Origin of the sequence: Aliihoeflea aestuarii (assembly GCF_024105665.1) — a bacterium.
Lineage (GTDB): Bacteria > Pseudomonadota > Alphaproteobacteria > Rhizobiales > Rhizobiaceae > Aliihoeflea > Aliihoeflea aestuarii.
The window spans coordinates 67,538-86,457 of sequence record NZ_JAAAMK010000010.1 but is presented as its reverse complement, the minus strand read 5'-3'; the positions used below and the strand labels follow the sequence as shown (position 1 = coordinate 86,457).

Annotated in this window: 17 protein-coding genes; 10 read left to right on the top strand and 7 right to left on the bottom strand. The window is 63.4% G+C overall.

Translation table 11 applies throughout. From position 1 onward, the window contains the following. Positions 1–372 precede the first annotated feature (372 nt). From fabD to gmk, 7 genes are all read left to right on the top strand, one after another. On the top strand, positions 373–1,314 hold the full coding sequence (gene fabD, locus GTW25_RS17295) for an ACP S-malonyltransferase (protein ID WP_252913463.1): 942 nt from the start codon (positions 373–375) through the stop codon (positions 1,312–1,314). Between the two features lie 28 nt (positions 1,315–1,342). Further along, entirely contained in the window at positions 1,343–2,080 is a 738-nt protein-coding gene (fabG, locus tag GTW25_RS17290) for a 3-oxoacyl-[acyl-carrier-protein] reductase (protein ID WP_252913462.1), read from the top strand. A gap of 244 nt (positions 2,081–2,324) precedes the next feature. Beyond that, on the top strand, positions 2,325–2,561 hold the full coding sequence (locus GTW25_RS17285; RefSeq protein WP_024586204.1) for an acyl carrier protein: 237 nt from the start codon (positions 2,325–2,327) through the stop codon (positions 2,559–2,561). 54 nt (positions 2,562–2,615) lie between these two features. Next, positions 2,616–3,878 carry a beta-ketoacyl-ACP synthase II gene (gene fabF, locus GTW25_RS17280; protein WP_252913461.1) on the top strand — a complete coding sequence of 421 codons (1,263 nt, stop codon included), beginning with the start codon at positions 2,616–2,618 and terminating at the stop codon, positions 3,876–3,878. A 98-nt stretch (positions 3,879–3,976) separates the two neighbouring features. After that, complete coding sequence (mltG, locus tag GTW25_RS17275; protein ID WP_252913460.1) at positions 3,977–5,161, top strand: endolytic transglycosylase MltG; 1,185 nt, start codon at positions 3,977–3,979, stop codon at positions 5,159–5,161. A gap of 78 nt (positions 5,162–5,239) precedes the next feature. Beyond that, the gene (locus GTW25_RS17270; RefSeq protein WP_252913459.1) at positions 5,240–6,130 is read left to right on the top strand and encodes a YicC/YloC family endoribonuclease; all 891 of its coding nucleotides are present in this window, start codon (positions 5,240–5,242) and stop codon (positions 6,128–6,130) included. A 2-nt stretch (positions 6,131–6,132) separates the two neighbouring features. Then, complete coding sequence (gene gmk, locus GTW25_RS17265; RefSeq protein ID WP_252913458.1) at positions 6,133–6,789, top strand: guanylate kinase; 657 nt, start codon at positions 6,133–6,135, stop codon at positions 6,787–6,789. A 4-nt stretch (positions 6,790–6,793) separates the two neighbouring features. Here gmk and rsmA read toward each other — a convergent pair whose 3' ends face one another. The 6 genes from rsmA to lptF all read right to left on the bottom strand — a co-directional run bounded on the left by rsmA (position 6,794) and on the right by lptF (position 14,361). Then, on the bottom strand, positions 6,794–7,621 hold the full coding sequence (gene rsmA, locus GTW25_RS17260) for a 16S rRNA (adenine(1518)-N(6)/adenine(1519)-N(6))-dimethyltransferase RsmA (protein WP_252913457.1): 828 nt from the start codon (positions 7,619–7,621) through the stop codon (positions 6,794–6,796). Then, a complete protein-coding gene (gene pdxA / locus GTW25_RS17255; protein ID WP_252913499.1) occupies positions 7,618–8,628 on the bottom strand; it encodes a 4-hydroxythreonine-4-phosphate dehydrogenase PdxA in 1,011 nt (336 codons plus the stop codon). Before pdxA ends, rsmA begins: the two co-directional genes overlap by 4 nt. 3 nt (positions 8,629–8,631) lie before the next feature. Further along, on the bottom strand, positions 8,632–9,555 hold the full coding sequence (locus GTW25_RS17250; RefSeq protein ID WP_252913456.1) for a SurA N-terminal domain-containing protein: 924 nt from the start codon (positions 9,553–9,555) through the stop codon (positions 8,632–8,634). A gap of 95 nt (positions 9,556–9,650) precedes the next feature. Further along, entirely contained in the window at positions 9,651–12,071 is a 2,421-nt protein-coding gene (locus GTW25_RS17245; protein ID WP_252913455.1) for an LPS-assembly protein LptD, read from the bottom strand. Positions 12,072–12,091: 20 nt separating this feature from the next. Next, positions 12,092–13,180 carry an LPS export ABC transporter permease LptG gene (gene lptG, locus GTW25_RS17240; protein WP_252913454.1) on the bottom strand — a complete coding sequence of 363 codons (1,089 nt, stop codon included), beginning with the start codon at positions 13,178–13,180 and terminating at the stop codon, positions 12,092–12,094. Continuing rightward, positions 13,177–14,361, bottom strand: a complete 1,185-nt coding sequence (gene lptF / locus GTW25_RS17235; RefSeq protein WP_252913453.1) for an LPS export ABC transporter permease LptF — start codon at positions 14,359–14,361, stop codon at positions 13,177–13,179. Before lptF ends, lptG begins: the two co-directional genes overlap by 4 nt. Before the next feature lie 262 nt (positions 14,362–14,623). Between lptF and GTW25_RS17230 the strand changes: the two genes are divergently transcribed. Genes GTW25_RS17230 through GTW25_RS17220 form a run of 3 tightly spaced genes read left to right on the top strand, consistent with a single transcriptional unit; the run spans position 14,624 to position 17,013 of the window. Further along, positions 14,624–16,114, top strand: coding sequence for a leucyl aminopeptidase (locus tag GTW25_RS17230; protein WP_252913452.1), 1,491 nt, complete (start codon positions 14,624–14,626; stop codon positions 16,112–16,114). Positions 16,115–16,122: 8 nt separating this feature from the next. Then, on the top strand, positions 16,123–16,572 hold the full coding sequence (locus GTW25_RS17225; RefSeq protein ID WP_252913451.1) for a DNA polymerase III subunit chi: 450 nt from the start codon (positions 16,123–16,125) through the stop codon (positions 16,570–16,572). 18 nt (positions 16,573–16,590) lie between these two features. Next, positions 16,591–17,013, top strand: a complete 423-nt coding sequence (locus tag GTW25_RS17220; RefSeq protein WP_252913450.1) for a hypothetical protein — start codon at positions 16,591–16,593, stop codon at positions 17,011–17,013. A 23-nt stretch (positions 17,014–17,036) separates the two neighbouring features. On the opposite strand, the gene GTW25_RS17215 is transcribed toward GTW25_RS17220, so the two are convergent. Then, complete coding sequence (locus GTW25_RS17215) at positions 17,037–18,914, bottom strand: ABC-F family ATP-binding cassette domain-containing protein (protein WP_252913449.1); 1,878 nt, start codon at positions 18,912–18,914, stop codon at positions 17,037–17,039. Positions 18,915–18,920: the final 6 nt, after the last annotated feature.

The following is an 18,920-nucleotide window of genomic DNA, read 5'->3' as shown; positions in this document are numbered from 1 at the left end:
GCATTCTTTATGAAACGCGCATGGCCCTCCGTTCAGCCCCCAGCTAGGACCGGCAGAGTGGGGCGCTTATACATGATAAGGGGTGTAATGCAATGGGTGAATTGGCCTTCTGAACCGCAGCGGCGGCTTCGCGGTTACGGTATGGATTCCTGTGACGAGCACAGGAATGACGGCTGAAAGGATTGTGGAAACCGGTACTTCCGAGGTTTGCAGAAACCTCCGATCCGTTACCTCTGTGCTCGTCACAGAGGTCCATGCCTCGACCTTGCCGCTTCGCAACGGCTCCAAACCGGCGCGCTGCCCCCTCTCGCCCTTGACTTTTCCGCCCTGTCTGCGTCACACGGCAGGCGAAAAGTCGAAGGAGGCCGAGCTTTGGCAATCGCATTCACCTTTCCCGGACAGGGTAGCCAGACCGTTGGAATGGGCAAGGATCTTGCCGACGCATTCCCCGAGGCACGCGCCGTGTTTGACGAAGTCGACGATGCGCTCGGCGAAAAGCTCTCCGCGACCATGTGGGACGGGCCGGAAGACAAGCTCACCCTGACGGCCAACGCCCAGCCGGCGCTGATGGCTGTCTCTATGGCTGCGATTCGAGCAATGGAAGCGCGCAGTTTCGATATGAAGGCGAAGGTGGCTTACGTTGCCGGCCATTCGCTCGGCGAATATTCGGCGCTGTGCGCGGCCGGCATGTTCTCGATCGCCGACACTGCGCGCCTCTTGCGCATTCGCGGCAACGCCATGCAGGCAGCCGTGCCGGTTGGCGAGGGCGCGATGGCCGCGATCATCGGTCTTGAGCAGGACGTGGTGCAGGCGGTCTGCGATGAAGCATCCGCAAAAGGCGCATGCCAGATCGCCAACGACAACGGCGGCGGGCAACTCGTCATTTCCGGTGCGAAGGCGGCCGTGGAAGAAGCCGCGCGCATCGCCAGCGAGAAAGGCGCCAAGCGCGCTTTGATGCTGCCGGTTTCCGCGCCCTTCCATTCCGCGCTGATGGCCCCGGCCGCCGATGCGATGCGCGAGGCTCTGGCGACCGTGGAGAAGAATGCACCGGTCGTGCCCGTCATCGCCAACGTCACGGTGTCGCCACTGACCGACCCCGACGAGATCGCGCGCCGGCTGGTCGAGCAGGTCACCGGACAGGTGCGTTGGCGCGAGACGGTCGAATGGTTCGCCGCAAACGGCGTCAGCACCCTTTATGAAGTAGGCACCGGCAAGGTTCTGTCCGGTCTTGCCCGACGCATCGACCGCGACCTCGCATCGCAGACGATCAACACACCGCAGGATGTCGAGGCCGCCCTCGCGGCGCTCGCCTGACCGGCGGCCGAACAAGGAAAAGAACAGGATGTTCGATCTGACAGGGAAGAAGGCGCTGGTGACCGGCGCGACCGGCGGCATCGGCGAAGCGATCGCCCGCGCGCTGCATGGAGCCGGCGCGACGGTCGGTATTCACGGAACGCGTGTCGAGAAGCTCGAGGCGCTGGCCGCCGATCTCGGCGAGCGTGTAAAGGTGTTTCCGGCCGATCTGTCCGACCGTGCGGCCATCGCCGAGCTTGGAAAGAAAGCGGAAGCCGAGCTCGAAGGTGTCGACATTCTCGTCAACAATGCGGGGATCACGCGTGATGGCCTGTTCGTGCGCATGTCCGACGAGGACTGGGACGCGGTGCTGGAGGTCAATCTCGGCGCGACCTTCCGGCTGACGCGCGAACTGACGCATCCCATGATGCGCCGCCGCAAGGGCCGCATCATCAATATCAGTTCCGTCGTGGGCGTGACCGGCAATCCGGGGCAGGCCAATTACTGCGCATCGAAGGCCGGCATGATCGGCTTTTCCAAGTCGCTCGCGCAGGAGATCGCCACGCGCAACGTCACGGTCAATTGCATCGCGCCGGGCTATATCGAATCGGACATGACGAAAAAGCTCAACGAGAAAGTTCACGAAGCCTTCATCGGCACCATCCCGATGCGGCGCATCGGTGCGGCGGCCGATGTCGCGGCGGCCGTGCTCTACTTTGCGTCCGACGAGGCGGGTTACGTGACCGGCCAGACGCTTCATATCAACGGCGGGATGGCGATGATTTGAGGGGTTTCGGCGCTTTTGCGTTGGAAATCGCCTTTTCGCCTTGGACCACGCAGCCAATTCGTGTAATCGGGCTGCCGAATGACCGGTGACGAACTATTCCGTCACCGCCGGATCGTTGAAAAAGGACGCAGGCAGTCAAGGTAATGGCGGAAATGTTCCGTCGAGGGCCTGATATCTTTCAACTTGATTAGCCGCAAAGGTGCGGCTAACGAAGACCAATCAACCAACTTCGAGGTTTTTCGAAATGAGCGATACCGCAGAACGGGTCAAGAAGATCGTTGTCGAGCACCTGGGCGTCGAAGCCGACAAGGTGACGGAAGGCGCGAGCTTCATCGACGATCTGGGCGCAGACAGCCTGGACACTGTCGAACTCGTGATGGCTTTCGAGGAAGAATTCGGCGTGGAAATCCCCGACGATGCCGCCGAGACCATCCTGACTGTCGGCGACGCCGTCAAGTTCATCGAGAAGGCGACGGCCTGATCTCGTTTCGTCGCGCAGCCGCATTCTAATGATCGCACTTTGGGAGGATGGGCAATGAGACGCGTCGTCGTCACCGGCCTTGGTCTTCTGTCGCCCTTCGGCGTCGGTGCGGAGCATGGCTGGAGGGAGCTTCTTTCCGGCAAGAGCGCTGCGCGGCGCATCGACCAGTTCGAAACGGACGACCTTCCGGCCAGGATCGCGATGCCGATCCCGCGGGACAAGGCGCTGGAAGGCGCCTTCGACCCCGATGCCTTCATGGAGCCGAAAGAGCAGCGCAAGGTCGGCGATTTCATCTTGTATGGCGTCGCCGCCGCCGATATGGCGCTGGCCGATTCCGGCTGGGAGCCGAAGACCCCCGACGAACAGGCTGCCACCGGCGTCATGATCGGCTCGGGCATCGGCGGAATCGAGGGCATCGCGGAAAACGCGCTGATCCTCAAGGAGCGTGGACCGCGTCGCATCAGCCCGTTCTTCATCCCCGGCAATATCATCAACCTTGTCTCGGGACAGGTTTCGATCAAACACGGGCTGAAAGGTCCGAACCATGCGGTCGTGACCGCCTGCTCGACCGGCGCCCACGCCATCGGCGATGCGTCGCGGCTGATCGCGTTCGGCGACGCCGACGTGATGCTGGCCGGCGGTGCGGAATCGCCGATCACGCGTCTTTCCATGGCCGGGTTCGCGGCCTGCAAGGCGTTGTCCACCCAACATAACGACACGCCTGAAAAGGCGTCGCGGCCCTACGACCGCGACCGTGACGGCTTCGTCATGGGCGAGGGCGCAGGCGTTCTGGTTCTGGAAGAACTCGAACACGCCAGGGCGCGCGGCGCGAAGATCTATGCCGAGATCGTCGGCTACGGCCTGTCGGGCGACGCACACCACATCACCGCACCGTCCGAAGACGGCGACGGCGCGTTCCGCTGTATGAAGATGGCGCTGAAGCGCGCCGGCCTCGAAGCGGCCGATGTCGACTACATCAACGCCCACGGCACCTCGACCATGGCAGACACGATCGAGCTTGGCGCGGTCGAGCGGCTCGTCGGCAATGCGGCGTCGAAGATTTCGATGTCCTCGACGAAGTCGTCGATCGGTCATCTTCTGGGTGCCGCCGGGGCTGCCGAGGCGATTTTCTCGATCCTGGCGATCCGCGACAACATCGCGCCCGCCACGATCAATCTGGACAATCCCGCCGTAGAGACGGCGATCGATCTCGTGCCGCACAAGCCGCGTGAACGCGAGATAAACGTAGCCCTGTCCAACTCCTTCGGTTTCGGCGGAACCAACGCGTCGCTCGTCTTCAAGCGGTACGCCGCCTGACCGGGTGGGCGGAAACGCCTGCCGCCGCAAAGATTTCGCCATGTTTGGCGCTACCGTGCCTTTGGCGATGTGAGTGCATCCTTAAGTTTTGAGGCTCCATGACGACCGATTCCGCAGGCGGCCCACCGCCCGGCCAGCCGCCGATGCAATCGCGGCCGAAATCCGCCAGTGAGAGGCTTCGCCCGCAGGCCGGCACACCCCCGCCTCTGCGCCGTTCGCGCCGTTCGCGCAGCCAGTTCGTCATCTTCATGAATTTCGTCATGTCGTGCATCGTCTTCGCGACGCTGGCGGCAGGCGCGGTCTATTATTACGGCAAGGTGCAGTTCGAGGGCCGGGGGCCTTCGACCACGGCGCAAACCGTTCTGATCCGCCCGAATACGGGCGTCGGAGAAATCGCCTCGACATTGGAGCGCGAAGGCGTGATCACCGATGCGCGCGTCTTCCGCTACGGCCTCAGGGTCTATGACAGGGACGCCATCCTGCGTGCCGGCGAATACGAGGTGCCCGCCGGCGCCTCGATGTACGAGATCGCCGAACTCCTGAAGAGTGGCCGGTCCGTCCAGCGCGCCCTGACCATCCCAGAAGGATTCACGGTGCATCGCGCATTCGAGCGGATCGCGGCGATGGAAGGGCTGGAAGGCGACATGCCGTCCGAACTGCCGCCGGAAGGCTCGATCGCGGCCGACACGATCAACTTCACGCGTGGCATGAACCGGCAGGAACTGATCGATCGCCTGTCGGCCAACCAGCAGCGCATGATCGAGACCGCCTGGGAAGGCCGCGCGGAAGACCTGCCGATCGAGACCGTCGAGGAATTCGTCACTCTTGCGTCGATCGTGGAGCGCGAAACCGGCCAGGCCGAAGAGCGGCCGCATGTGGCCTCCGTCTTCATCAATCGTCTGCGCCAGGGCATGCGGCTCCAGTCGGACCCGACCTTCCTCTATGGAATTTTTGGGGGCGAGGGCAAGCCGTCCGACCGGCCGATCTATCGCTCCGATATCGAATCCGACACGCCCTACAACACCTACCGCATCAATGGCTTGCCGCCCGGCCCGATCGCCATTCCCGGCCGCGCCTCGCTCGAAGCGGTCGCCAATCCGATCGAGACAGACGATCTTTATTTCGTCGCCGACGGAACAGGGGGGCACGCCTTTGCGCAAACGCTTGACGAGCACAATCGCAACGTCGCGCGCTGGCGCCAGATCGAACGGGAGCGCCGCGAAGCGGGCGCAGCGGCGACCGAGGAAGATCCTGTCGCAGCCGGCGAGGTCGTCGAGGATTGATGGTCTGACGCTTGTCTCCCGAAAGCGGGAATTCGTTTCGGGACAAGGACACGCGCAAACAACGATGCGGGGGCCGCAATGACGATCCAGAGCATGACGGGCTTTGCCCGCGCATCCGGCACGATCGGCGGCGATCAAATCGCCTGGGAACTGAAATCCGTGAACGGCAAGGGGCTGGAGGCGCGCCTTCGCGTGCCGCCGGGCTTCGAAAGCCTCGAACAGCCCGCACGTCAGGCGATGCAAAAGGCTTTCCAGCGCGGCAACATTCAGGCGTCCTTATCGGTATCCCGCGTTACCGCATCCGATGCCCGCGTCTCCGTCAATGAAATCCTGTTGGTTGAAATGGCGACGCTGGCGCAAAGGCTTGAACAGGAGTTCGGCGCGGCACCCGCCCGCGCCGATGGCCTGCTCGCCCTGCGCGGCGTGATCGAAACACAGGACGCTACGCTTGATGACGATGCGCGTCGCGAACGCGACCGGGCGGTGCTGGCGGTTCTGGACGAGGCGCTGGCAAGGCTCGGCGAGGCGCGGGGCGAGGAGGGTGCGGCCCTTCGTGACCTCATGCTCGGCCATCTCGAAAAAATCGAGCAACTGACGGCACGCGCCGAAGCCGATCCGTGCCGTGAGCCGGCCGCCATCAAGGCGCGGCTGGGCGATCAGGTCCGGTTGTTGCTGGACACCGGTGCGCCGCTCGACGAAACACGGCTCAACATGGAAGCGGCGTTTCTTGCCACCAAGGCCGACATTCGCGAGGAAATCGACCGTCTGCGCACGCATATCGCGTCGGCGCGTTCGCTGCTTGCCGGCGGTGGCGCGGTGGGTCGGCGGCTCGACTTTCTTTCGCAGGAATTTAACCGGGAATCGAATACGTTGTGCTCCAAGTCGAACGCGGCGGCGATCACCGCGATCGGGCTGGAACTGAAGGCGGTGGTCGACCAGTTCCGCGAACAAGTGCAGAATCTGGAGTAGCAATGGCCAAGGAACTACCCTCGACCGCGATCCGCCGGCGTGGCCTGATGCTGGTCATCTCGTCCCCCTCGGGCGCGGGAAAATCGACCATCGCGCGCAATCTTCTGGAAAGCGATCCGGCTTTCAAACTGTCCGTCAGCGTCACGACGCGTTCGCGCCGGCCGAGCGAGATCGACGGCAACCACTATCATTTCCGCACCAAGCGGGAATTCGACATTCTGCGCGACAATGACGAATTACTGGAATGGGCCGAAGTCCACGGCAATTTCTACGCGACGCCGCGCGAACCGGCCGAAGAGGCGATGGCAGCCGGGCGCGACATGCTGTTCGATATCGACTGGCAGGGCGCGGAACAGTTGCGCGAGAAGATGCGTGGTGACATCGTTTCGATCTTCGTTCTGCCGCCGTCGATGAAGGAACTGAAATCGCGACTGACCCGGCGCGCCGAAGACAATGAAGACGTGATCGAGGCGCGGCTGAAGAATGCGCGCGTGGAGATCGAGCACTGGCGCGACTATGACTATGTCGTGGTCAATGACGATCTCGACCGGGCCTTCCACGCCGTGGAAGCGATCGTGAAGGCAGAGCGCCTGCGCCGTGACCGGCGGCCGGGCCTGTTCGATTTCGTCTCCGACCTTCTGGCGGAGCCGACGGTCTAAACATCTAGATTTCCCGGGCGATTGCCACGAATTCTTCCACGGACAGCGTCTCGGCGCGTCGTGTCGGATCGATCCCGATGCGCGCAAGCAAAGCCTCGCCGCCGATCGGCTTCAAACTCTGGCGCAGCATCTTGCGGCGCTGGCCGAAGGCGAATTCCGTGACGCGCGAGAGTTTTGCCGCCTCGACGGGCAGGGGGGTGGCGCGTGGCTCCAGATGGACGACCGCCGACGTGACCTTGGGCGGCGGCGTGAACGCCTGCGGCGGCAGATCGAACAGGATGTCGGCATGCGCGCGCCAGCCGGCCAGAACCGCAAGACGCCCATAGGCGTCGTCGCCCGGCTGCGCCACGATGCGCTGGGCGACTTCCTTCTGGAACATCAGCGTAAGCGAGCGCCAATAGGGCGGCCACGGCTCGGCGGAAAGCCAGCGCACTAGAAGCTCGGTGCCGATATTGTAGGGCAGGTTGGCGACGATGCGCACATCCGTTTCGCCCGCCGCAAGCGTTGCGAAATCCGTAGCCAGCGCATCGCCGGGAATCACCGTGAGCCGGTTCGGATAATGGGCCGAGACCTCGTCCAGCGCGGCAAGGCAGCGCTCGTCGCGCTCGATCGCGATCACCCGCCGCGCACCGTTAAGCAGCAGTGCGCGCGTCAGCCCACCCGGTCCCGGTCCGACCTCGATCACCATCGCATCGGTGAGGTTGCCGGCACCGCGCGCCACCTTGGAAGTGATGTTGAGGTCGAGGAGGAAATTCTGGCCCAGCGATTTCTTGGCGCGCAATTCGTGGCGCGAGATCACATCGCGCAGCGGCGGCAACCCGTCGATGCTCACGCGCTGCCTCCGCTCATCCGGTCGGCGAGCTTGATGGCGGCGATCAGGCTGTCCGGTCGCGCGATGCCCTTGCCGGCGATGTCGAACGCCGTGCCGTGGTCCGGCGAGGTGCGCACGAAGGGCAGGCCGAGCGTAACGTTGACGCTTTCATCGAAGGCGAGCGCCTTGGCGGGGATCAGCGCCTGATCGTGATACATGCAGATTGCAACGTCGTAGGTCTCGCGTGCGCGTGCGTGAAACATCGTGTCGGCCGGGAGCGGCCCGATTGCATCGATGCCTTCGGCTCGCAAGGCGGCAATTGCCGGCGCGATGGTCTCGATTTCCTCGCGCCCCATGGCCCCGCCTTCTCCTGCATGCGGATTGAGGCCCGAAACGGCAAGGCGCGGCTTTTCGATGCCGAAGCGTGACTTGAGATCGGCGGCGGCAATTCGGCAGGTCGTCACGATCAAATCCATCGTCAGTACGGCCGGAACTTGGGCAAGCGCGATGTGGATCGTGACGGGTATGGCCCGCAGCTCAGGTCCGGCAAGCATCATGACCGGCTGGAACGAGCCGCCGAAGCGCGTCCCGGCGAGATGGCCGAGATATTCCGTATGGCCGGGAAAGCGGAAGCCAGCGTCATAGAGCGGTTTCTTGGCGATCGGAGCGGTGACGATTGCGCGCGCCGTACCATCATGAACGAAGCCGACGGCACGGTCGATGGCCTCGACGACCCCGGTCGCGTTCGCAGCATCAGGCAGGCCGGGCGCATCAGACTGCGGGCTGCCGAGCGGGATAATCGGAAGCGCCTTGGAAAAGACGCCGGCCGCATGGGCGATGTTGGTCGCGGCAACGGGAACATCTAAGCCGATGCGCTTTGCGCGTGCCTGGAGAAGGGCAGGGTCGGCAATCGCCGCGAAGGGTGCGAGCCCTTGCGCATCATTTCCCGCCCATGCTTGCAAGATCAACTCAGGCCCGATGCCGGAAGGATCGCCGCATGTGATGACGAGAGGCTTCGGCAAGGGCAGGGGTCAGCGCTGGACGATCTGGGCGCGCCCACGCAGTTCGTCGGTATACGTCTTGCTGAGCGCATCCGAATCTTCGCTGTTGCCCAGATTCTCGGCCTCGAACACGGCTTGAGCCACGGTGTCGTCGGACACTTCCCGCGCGCTGCAAATGCCGATGAACTCCACCCCGCGTTCGGTGTCGCGGACGATGGTCGCGGCGCCGGCTCGGCTCGACTTGATCGGATCTGCCCAATCGGGCGGCAATTGCGGCTCGAGCACACGTCCCAGGTCGCGAACCGTCACGTCGATCAGCCCCTTGGCGAATTCGCGGGTCGTGTCGCAGCCCTGAAAACGCGCGCGCATGGCCTCGGCCTCGCGCCGGCGCGTCGCCAGACGCGCGCCGCGTTCGGCGGTCGGCACGACGAAGATCACCTGCTGCAGCGTATATTCGGTAGCCGACGGCTTTTCGCCACCCTGCTGCAGCATGCGCTGGACGACGTCCTGCTCGCTCATGCTCGTCTGGTCGTGGCGCGCGCGGGCCTGAAGCGCCTGGCCCCAGCCCATCTGCGACCGGATGAAGTCGAGGAAATGCTGCTTCGTCACGCCGGTCTGGGCCATCACCTGGTCCATCTGCGCGATGCTCATATTGTTGGAGCTTGCGAAACGCTGATAGGCCTGCGCCACGTCGTCGTCGCTGACGCGAATGTTCAGCCGCTGGATTTCGGCCTGCCGCAGCGTCTGGTCGATCAGTTCCTGCGCCGCCGCTTCCTGTCCGCCGCCGCGTCGCTGCAATTGAAGAAAGGCCGCCCTGCGCTGGATGTCGTAGCTTGTGACGGGGGAATTGTTGACGACGTAACGCACCTCGCTCGCCTGCGCCATCGCGGCATTGGGCAAGGCGGTGAAGCCGAGGGCGAAGGCCAGACCGGCCGTCAGCAGCAATCTCTTCATGCGTCGAAGCCTCCTTGAGCCGCACGCGCGACCATGTCTTGCGGTCGTCAAGCCCTTGCAGTGCATGTTGGGCGAAACGATGTCAACCGCGACCGTCAGAATGTGGTTGTGCCGCCTGAGGATGTCGATCTGCCGAAATCGCCCAATGTGCGCAAGGTGATGTTCACGCCGAAGTCGCGTGTCAAAACCTCGTTATCGAAGTTCGACCGGTTTTCGGCATAGGTGAAATTGACGCCGAAGCAATCGTCGTCATAGGCGAAGCCGATGCCGCGCTGGACCATGTTGCTCGTATTGAGGTCGAACGTGGCGTTGGCGAAGACGCGCCAGTATTCGTGGACCTGTGCCGAGCCGCCGACACGCACTTCGTGCCGGTCATCGGAAAACCCGTAGGCAGGCTGCGCTTCGATGAAGGCATATTGCGCCGACACGGATGCGAATGCCGAGGTGTAGCTGGCGGCGACGTCGGTCCGCTGCACCGCGAAGTCGTCCTTGTCGAACCGAGCGCCCGCCGCGACCGAGACGCCGACCGGCGTCGACAGACCGACCATGCCGACGAAGTCCGACACGTCCTCTTCCAGCCCGGAATAGGCGCCTGCATAGACGAGGTCCGGCGAAGCGAACGGATTTTGTCCGGCCAGATGATAGGACTGACCGACGATCGCGCTGGCGCCCCAGCCGCCGCCGAGATCGCCTGTGTAGCGCAGGCCGACATTGGCGCGTGTTCCGCCTTCGATCCGGTCATAGCCGGAGAACTTGTCGCGCTGGAACAGGTTGGTGGCGTCGAAGACGAGGCTTTGAGCGTCCTCGTTGGGAATGCCGAGCGTGTTGCCATAAGGCTCGTTCGGCCGGGCGAAGAGCTGTGCGGTGGGCTCGAGGATATGCGTGCTGCTCGATGTCGAAAACAGGATCGGCCAGCGCGCTTCCAGCCCGGCCGTCGCCATCGAGCGGTAATAGGCCGAACGGATGTCTGTCGATGCATTTTGCGCACCGGCCACGGCGTCTAGACCGAAGCGTGGATCGGCACCAAGCGCGCCGTCTCCGAAATGCACCCCGATCGCATCTTGCCGTGCGTGGAGCATGGGCGTGAGCACGAGACCGCCCGGCGTAATGAAGGTGCGCTTCCACTCGGCTTCGGCGGTCAGGCGGCCGGACCCGCCGTCGAGACCGCGCCCCGACGGAAACGAACCGCCGCTTCCGTCAACAGCACCGGGATCACGCCCATCGAACCGGTCGCGCCAGAGCGCCTGGCTGTTGACATCGATCGTCAGTTCGCCGCCGGCGATCGGCGTATCAGGCGTCAGGCTGTAGTCGAAGGATGGCAGAACTACCGGCTGGAGAGGAGACGATGCCAAAGGATTGCGGGTTCCATCCGGCAGAAAATCGAGCGCAGCCTCCTGCGTCTGGAAGGAGTACGCGCGCAGGTCGAAGAAATTGCGGCCGTTCAATCCCGTCAGATAGACCTGCGACGTGACGCGATACGCGTTCGCCTGCTCGATATCGTAGGTGTAGCCGAAGTTCTTGTCGGTCTGGATCATCCCGTCCCAGCCGAACTGCCAGCGCGGATTGATCGCGAAATTGCCGCGCGAGGCGATCAGGCCGCGGCCTGTCTCATGGGCATCGACGGTATCCGGCAGGAACTGACCGGGATCGCGCTGCGAGATGCCGGCGATCTTCAGATTGTATTCGCCATTGTCGAAGCGCTGGCGGAACTCGGCCTCGCCGAGAAACCCCTGGTGCGTGTAGCCGCTGGCATAGACCGTCGCGTCATAGGTCGGCGAAAGCGCGATGTAGTACGGAACGCGCACATATTGCCCGAGCCGTTCCGAACTCCCATAGGTCGGGAAGAGAAAACCGCTTTTGCGCTCGACCGTCGGATCGGCGATTTCGAAGGCTGGGAGCCATGCGAGCGGCACGCCCAGAAACTCGAACCGCGCGCTTTCGAACCGAACTGTCTTCGTTTCGCCGTTCCAGATGATCTTCTGGGCCTTGATGTTCCAGACCGGAGACTTGTCCGGGTTTTCCTCGCAGGGCTCGCAGGCCGTGTAGACGCCGCGCTCGAATTCCGTCACCGCGCCGTCGCGCCGTTCCGCGCGGTCCGCGCCGAAATAGACCCGATCGGGTGTCTCGACCCGCAGCGTGCGCACGAAGGCGTCGGCGAAATCGTCCGTGACGTCGATCTCGTCGGACTGGAAGCGCGTGCCGTCGGGATCAATGATCTCGACGCCGCCGCTGGCGATGAGGCGCGACGTGGCACGGTCGTAGGTCACGCGCTGGGCGACGAGCCGGTTGCCGTCATACTCGATTTGCACCGAGCCCACGGCAGTGATGCGGTTGCGGTCATTGTCATAGATGAGCGTGTCGGCTTCGAGCAGCATGTCGGCGCTCGGATCGCCGGCCGATGACAGGTCGATGGCCTGGGCAGCCGCCGGCAGCACGCCAAGCGGCGCCGTCGTCGTCAGCAATGCAACGACGGCGGTTGCGCCGAGCAGGCGTCTGGACAAATCGGTCTTACTCATGCCCGCGAGCACGCCCCTCACTAACCATCCTCCCTGTACAGAAGGAATGTCACTCCGAAGAAGCCGGCAACGATGACGGGAAGCCACGCAGCGACGACAGGTGGCACCAGCCCCGCGCTCCCGAACGCCTTGACCAGCACCGTGACGACATAAAGCAGAAAGCCGGCAAGCACGCCACCCAGAATCATGGTCGAGGATTGCCCCATGCGTGCAAAACGCATCGAGACTGTTGCAGCAATGAGCGTCATCGCGACGAGAAGCGCGGGCGTCGCCAGCAATGCGTGCAGATGCATCGAAAAACTGTTGGCCTGCAGGCCGAACGAGCGTGCCGCCGCGATCTTGCGGGGAAGCTCGAAGATCGGGATCGTTTCGGGGCTGGCAAGGCGTTCGAGGACGAATTCGGGCGTGAGATTGGTCGGTATCGCGTGCGTTTCGAAAGGCATAGGCGGTATGCCGCTCATCGTGCGCCGGCCGTTTTCCAGCCGCCAGGCGCCGTCATCCAGATAGGCACGCTCGGAATCGTAGCGTTCGATCGCGCCGGTGTCCGCGCCGACGACGATGAAGGTCGCGTTGACCAGTTGCAATCCCTCATCGAGGACGCCTGCGGCGCCGATGAAGGTTTCCGTATCGTCCACGCGCTGTTTGATCCACGGCGCGTCGGGGCCGGCCGTCGGCGTTCCGGTGCCGCCTCGAATGTCGGCTTCCAGAAACTGCGTGCGCTGGAAACCGTAGGAGGCGACGGGATTGAGGACGAACAGCGCCGCCAGCCCGAAAATCATCGCACCCGCGCATATGGGCAGGAGGAACTGCCATGCCGAAATGCCGGCGGCGCGCGCCACGACCAGTTCGTACTTCCTGTTGAGCGAGATCAGCGTCGCGATCCCCGAGACGAGGGCGATGAACGGCACCGATTGCTGCATGATGATCGGCGTCTGCATCCCCGCGAAGCTGATGCCCCACCACAAAGAGTAGCCCGGCAGATCACCGACGCGCCGCGATATCTCGGTGAAGTTGATGATGAAGATCAGCCCGAAGATTCCGACGAAGAACCAGAAGGTGATGATGAGGTAGCGGCGCATGAAATAGGCGCCCAGCGTGCGTCCGATCATGACCGGCTTTCCCGTCTCATGCGAAGGGGCGACGACAAGCGCGCCAGGAGTTGCGTCCAGATATCGTACAAACGCTCCGTCCATTTGATCGGGATTTCGAGGCGACGGTTCGTTGCGATGACCCAGATGCAAACGGCGCTGGCGACCGCCGGCACGGCGTACATCGCCGGTATGAAGGCTGTGCTGTCGCCCGCCGCGTTGCCGATGACGAAACCCTCCCACCGGACGAAAAGAGCGGCGACCATGGTCGTGATGAGCGGATGGATGCGCGATTCGCGAAACGATCGCGAATCGCCGGCCACGGCAAGCCCGATCAGCGCGAAGACGATCGGATAGACCCAGTCCGACAGCCGGCGATGAAGTTCGGCGGAAAACGCCTGAGGCGATGCCTGGAACACCGGATCGTTCGGGTCCGGATTGAAGAGATAGCCTAGCGTGCGGTCCTTCGGCAGGTAGTTGATCGTCGACGTTGCCGGCGCGAATTCGGCCAGGTCGAAGGCGTAGGACTGATACCGTATGACCGACACGTTGCCGGCCGGGTTGCGGCGATGGACGACGCCGTCCTGCATGACCAGGACATGTTCGCCGTTGAGTTCGATCGTCGCGCCGGTTTTCGCGTAGTAGATCAGTTCCGTCTCTTCCTCCCGCGTATCGGCCAGGAAGATGCCGCCAAAGCGCCCGTCGGGCAGGTGCTCGCTGATCTGGATGACGAGCCCGTCGTCGATGGTCTGGAAGCTGCCTTCCTGAACGACCGACGAAATCAGGTCGGCGCGTGCTTCCGACACCAGAATCCGAAGCCTTTCGCGGGCGAACGGCTCGACGCCGTTCTCGATCGCGAAGGAGGCGACCGAGGCAAGCGCTGCGATCAGCATGATCGGGCGCACGACGGTGGTCTTCGGGCTGCCTGAAGCCGTGATGACGATCAGTTCGGAATCGGTGTTCATCGAACTGAGCGTCTGCGCGACCGCGATGGCGAGTGCGAAGGGTATGACGACCGGAATCACGGCGGGCAGAACGAGCCATGCGATCTCGAAGAAAGTGGTCGCCGATTGCCCGCTGCTCGTGACCAGATTGATGCGGGCAAGAATCTGCGTTGTCCAGACGATGGCCAGAACCCATAAAAGCGTGACCGCGAAAATCGCGAATGTCCGCCGCATGATATAGGTCTCGAGCACTTTCATGCGGCTGGTTGATCCATCTATTTGGGGCAAGCTTGCGGCGATTCAGATTGCCGCAACGTCGCCTTGCTGCGTCCTGCGAGCCCGGTGAACCACACAATCGGGCATCTTGGCAAACAAATGCCGAAGACACATGGTTAACGATATGTTGACGCCATCGGCGGCTCTGGCACAGCGCAAGCCGCCTTGAAATAAACGGCCCGAAGCTCTACCGCAGAAAGAACGCCTGCCGAGGCCGAAGACAACCCGAACCGAAGGATAGCCCATGTCCCAACGCCCGACGATCAGCTTCGCCAAGCCGTCATCCCAGACCGAAGGGGTCGTGGTTCTGTTGAATGCGGAAGAGGGCGGCCTTCCCGCATCCGCATCGACATTCGATCCGCAGGGCGTTTTGCCGCGCGCGATCGAAGCTGCGTCGTTCAAGGGAAAGTCGGGAACGTCGGCCGATCTCCTCGCGCCGCACGGCACGAGTCTCGACCGGCTGGTCGTCCTCGGTGCGGGAAAGCCATCGGCCCTCGACGAAAGCGGCTGGCTGAAGCTGGGCGGAGCCGTGCAGGCCGCGGCCCGAAAGGCCAAGCGCGTGACCGTGGTGCTCGACATCGACAGCGTGGAGGCTTCCGCCGAGGATGCTGCACGCATCGCCATGGGCATTCTTTTGCGCGCCTATAATTTCGACAAATACAAGACCCGCAAGGACGACAATGGCGATGATTCGCCCAAGGAAACCGCGTTCGTCATCGCCTGCGCCGACCCTCAGGCAGCGAAGAAGGCGTTCGCCGAACTCGAAGCGATTGCCGGCGGCGTTCTTCTTGCGCGCGACCTCGTCAACGAACCGGCCAATATTCTCGGCCCGGTCGAATTCGCCGCGAAGGCCAAGGAACTGGAAAAACTCGGCGTCGAGGTCGAAATCCTCGAAGCGGCGGATATGGAAAAGCTCGGCATGGGCGCGCTTCTGGGCGTCGCGCAGGGCTCCGAACGGCCGGCCAAGCTCGTCGTCATGCAGTGGAACGGCGGCAAGGCCAAGGACAAGCCGGTCGCCTTTGTCGGCAAGGGTGTCGTTTTCGATTCGGGCGGCATCTCGATCAAGCCGGCCGCCGGCATGGAGGACATGAAGGGTGACATGGGCGGCGCGGCCGCCGTGACCGGCCTGATGCATGCGCTCGCCGCGCGCAAGGCGAAGGTCAATGTCGTCGGCATCATCGGCCTCGTCGAGAACATGCTCGACGGCAAGGCGCAGCGTCCCGGCGACATCGTGACGTCGATGTCCGGGCAGACGATCGAAGTGCTCAACACCGATGCGGAAGGCCGTCTCGTGCTTGCCGATGCGCTCTGGTATTGCAACGACCGTTTCGAGCCGCGTTTCATGATCAATCTGGCGACGTTGACGGGGGCGATCCTCATAGCGCTCGGCCAGCACCATGCCGGCCTTTTCTCCAACAATGACGAACTGGCCGAACGGCTGTTCGCGTCGGGGCAGTCGACCGGCGAGAAGGTCTGGCGCATGCCGATGGGGCCGGACTACGACAAGCTGATCGATTCCAAGAACGCCGACATGAAGAATATCGGCGGCCGCCATGCTGGCGCCATCACGGCGGCGCAGTTCCTCCAGCGCTTCGTCAAGGAGACGCCGTGGGCGCATCTCGACGTCGCCGGCACTGCCATGGCCTCGCCGGCCAACGAGATCAGCCAGTCCTGGGCATCTGGATACGGCGTGCGTCTGCTCGACCGCCTCGTCCGCGATCACTACGAAGGCTGAGGCGCGAGGTGACGGAAGTCCTCTTCTATCATCTGACCGAATCGACGCTTGGAGAGGCGCTTCCGTCCCTTTTGGAAAAATCGATAGGGCGCGGCTGGAAGGCGGTCGTCCAAAGCGCCAGCGAGGAGCGGCGCGATTCGCTCGACGTCGCCTTGTGGACCTATCGCGACGATTCGTTTCTGGCGCATGCGGTCGATGGCACGGAGCATGATCCGGAAAATCCGATCCTGCTCACCGTGACGACCGCGAACGGCAACGGCGCGCAGATTCGTTTTCTGGTCGACAACGCGGAACCGCCCGACCTGTCGACCTACGAACGTGCCGTCTTCATGTTCGACGGACATGACGACGACCAGCTCCAGCGCGCGCGGGCGAGCTGGAAGGACCTGCGGCAGAAAGGTCACACGGTAACCTATTGGCAACAGACCCCCGAGCGTCGGTGGGAACGCAAGGCCTGAGCCGCGAGTTTTAGCGGCATGAACAAGCTGTTGTCCGTTGTCACATTGAGTGTTGGTCCATTGGTGCTGTCTGCCTGCGGTTCGGAAAGCCCGATCGCGCAGACCGCCGAGGCCGCGCCTCCCGTCGTCGCGACGGAGCCGAGCGTCAATCAGATATATGGGCGTTGGGCGACGAACCCGGCCTTTTGCAGTTCCGGATTGAACAATCGAACAATCGTTATCGGCGAAAGCAAGCTCGAATCGCCCGACCGGACATGCGCGATGACCACGCCTGAGCCAAACGGCGAAGGTTGGCTCGTGACGCTCGAATGTACCGGCGCGAACGGTGGCGACAGCGCAACGGAACGCGTTCGTTTCGTGCCCGCGACCGACAAGCTGGAACTAAATTTCGTCGACCGCGCGGAGCGTAACGACGAACGGCTGACGCGCTGCCCCGGCTGACGCCGTGCGACGTTTCGAGCCGGTCAGGCGGCCATGCTCTCTTCGTATTCGCTCGACAGGGTCAGCCAGATTTCTTCGTGACGGTCGAGCGCGGCTGACTGTTCGGCACGCTCCTTGCCGAGTTTGGCCGCCTTGCCTGCGTCTCGGTCGTAGAGCGTCGGATCGGCGAGTTCGGCATCGAGCGCCTCGATGCGTTTGCGTGTGCGCTCGATCAAACCTTCGGTCGCCTTGATCTGCTTGGCCAATGGCTCAAGTGCCGCGCGGCGCTGGGCAGCTTCGCGACGCTTGTCCGCCTTCGACGCCTTGTCGCTCTCGCGCTTTTCGCGCCGTTCGGACGAACCGCCCGTCACGATCTGGCGATAATCGGCCATGTCGCCGTCGAACGGCCCGACATGACCGTCCTTGACCAGCCACAGCCGGTCCGCCGTCGCCTCGATCAGGTGCCGGTCGTGGCTGATGACCATGACGGCGCCCGAATAGTCGTTGAGCGCGTGGATCAGCGCCTCGCGACTGTCGATGTCGAGGTGGTTCGTCGGCTCGTCGAGGATCAGAAGGTTCGGTCCGTCAAACGCGGCAAGCCCCATCAAGAGGCGTGCCTTCTCGCCGCCCGACAAGTCTTTCGCCGGCGTCGCCATCTTTTCCGTGGCAAGCCCCATCTGGGCGACGCGCGCCCGCACCTTCGCTTCGGGCGCATCCGGCATCAGGCGGCGCACATGCTCGATGGCGTTTTCTTCCGGGCGCAGATCGTCAAGCTGGTGCTGTGCGAAGATCGCGACCTTGAGCCCCGGCGCGATCGTCATCGTTCCGTTTTCCAGCTTGAGCCGGCCGGACAACAGCTTGGCGAAGGTGGACTTGCCGTTGCCGTTGGCACCCAGAAGCGCGATGCGGTCGTCCTCGTCGATCCGTAGCGACATGCGGTTGAGGACGGCCTTGCCCGGCTGGTAGCCGACCGACCCGCCCGTGATCGCCACGATGGGGGAGGCGACCGTCTTTTCCGGTTCGGGAAAATTGAACGGGCGCACGATCTCGCCGGCGAAGCTTTCGATCGGCTTCAGCTTTTCGAGCGCCTTGAGCCGTGACTGGGCCTGACGCGCCTTGGACGCTTTGTAGCGAAAGCGCTCGACGAAGGCTTCCATATGCTTGCGATGCGCATCCTGCTTGACGCGCGATTTTTCCTGAAGCTCCGCCTGTTCAGCATATTGCCGCGCGAACTGGTCGTAGCCACCGCGCCAGAAGGTCAGCTTCTTGTTTTCAAGATGCACGATCGAGGAGACGGCGCGATTGAGCAGATCGCGATCATGGCTGATCAGCAGAACCGTGTGCGGATAGCGCGTCAGGTAGTTTTCCAGCCACAGCGTGCCTTCGAGATCGAGATAGTTGGTCGGCTCGTCCAGCAGAAGCAGGTCCGGTTCGGCGAACAGGACGGCAGCGAGCGCGACGCGCATGCGCCAGCCGCCCGAAAACGCCGATGCTGGGCGCTTCTGTGCGGCCTCGTCGAAACCGAGACCGGCAAGGATGGTCGCGGCGCGCGCTTCGGCCGAATGCGCGTCGATATCGGCAAGGCGCGTCTGGATTTCGGCGATGCGGTGGGCGTCGCGTGCGGTGTCGGCTTCGGCCAGCAGCGCGGCGCGTTCTGTATCTGCCTTGAGCACGATGTCGATCAGCGGCTCCTCAGTGCCGGGCGCTTCCTGCGCGACCTGCCCGATGCGGGTGTTCTTCGGCATGCTGATCTTGCCGCTTTCCGTCGGCATATCGCCGCAGATGGCCTTGAAGAGCGTCGTCTTGCCGGTGCCATTACGCCCCACAAGGCCGGCTTTGGAGCCGGCGGGCAGGGTAAGCGAAGCGTGGTCGATCAGGAGCCGACCGGCGATGCGCAGCGAGATGTCGTCGAGAATAAGCATGATGAA

Bases quoted from the DNA above. Each gene is read 5' to 3' on its own strand.
- fabG (WP_252913462.1), top strand. From the start codon at position 1,343: ATGTTCGATCTGACAGGGAAGAAGGCGCTGGTGACCGGCGCGACCGGC.
- GTW25_RS17285 (WP_024586204.1), top strand. From the start codon at position 2,325: ATGAGCGATACCGCAGAACGGGTCAAGAAGATCGTTGTCGAGCACCTG.
- fabF (WP_252913461.1), top strand. From the start codon at position 2,616: ATGAGACGCGTCGTCGTCACCGGCCTTGGTCTTCTGTCGCCCTTCGGC.
- mltG (WP_252913460.1), top strand. From the start codon at position 3,977: ATGACGACCGATTCCGCAGGCGGCCCACCGCCCGGCCAGCCGCCGATG.
- GTW25_RS17270 (WP_252913459.1), top strand. From the start codon at position 5,240: ATGACGATCCAGAGCATGACGGGCTTTGCCCGCGCATCCGGCACGATC.
- gmk (WP_252913458.1), top strand. From the start codon at position 6,133: ATGGCCAAGGAACTACCCTCGACCGCGATCCGCCGGCGTGGCCTGATG.
- GTW25_RS17250 (WP_252913456.1), bottom strand. From the start codon at position 9,555: ATGAAGAGATTGCTGCTGACGGCCGGTCTGGCCTTCGCCCTCGGCTTC.
- GTW25_RS17245 (WP_252913455.1), bottom strand. From the start codon at position 12,071: ATGAGTAAGACCGATTTGTCCAGACGCCTGCTCGGCGCAACCGCCGTC.
- lptG (WP_252913454.1), bottom strand. From the start codon at position 13,180: ATGATCGGACGCACGCTGGGCGCCTATTTCATGCGCCGCTACCTCATC.
- lptF (WP_252913453.1), bottom strand. From the start codon at position 14,361: ATGAAAGTGCTCGAGACCTATATCATGCGGCGGACATTCGCGATTTTC.
- GTW25_RS17230 (WP_252913452.1), top strand. From the start codon at position 14,624: ATGTCCCAACGCCCGACGATCAGCTTCGCCAAGCCGTCATCCCAGACC.
- GTW25_RS17220 (WP_252913450.1), top strand. From the start codon at position 16,591: ATGAACAAGCTGTTGTCCGTTGTCACATTGAGTGTTGGTCCATTGGTG.
- GTW25_RS17215 (WP_252913449.1), bottom strand. From the start codon at position 18,914: ATGCTTATTCTCGACGACATCTCGCTGCGCATCGCCGGTCGGCTCCTG.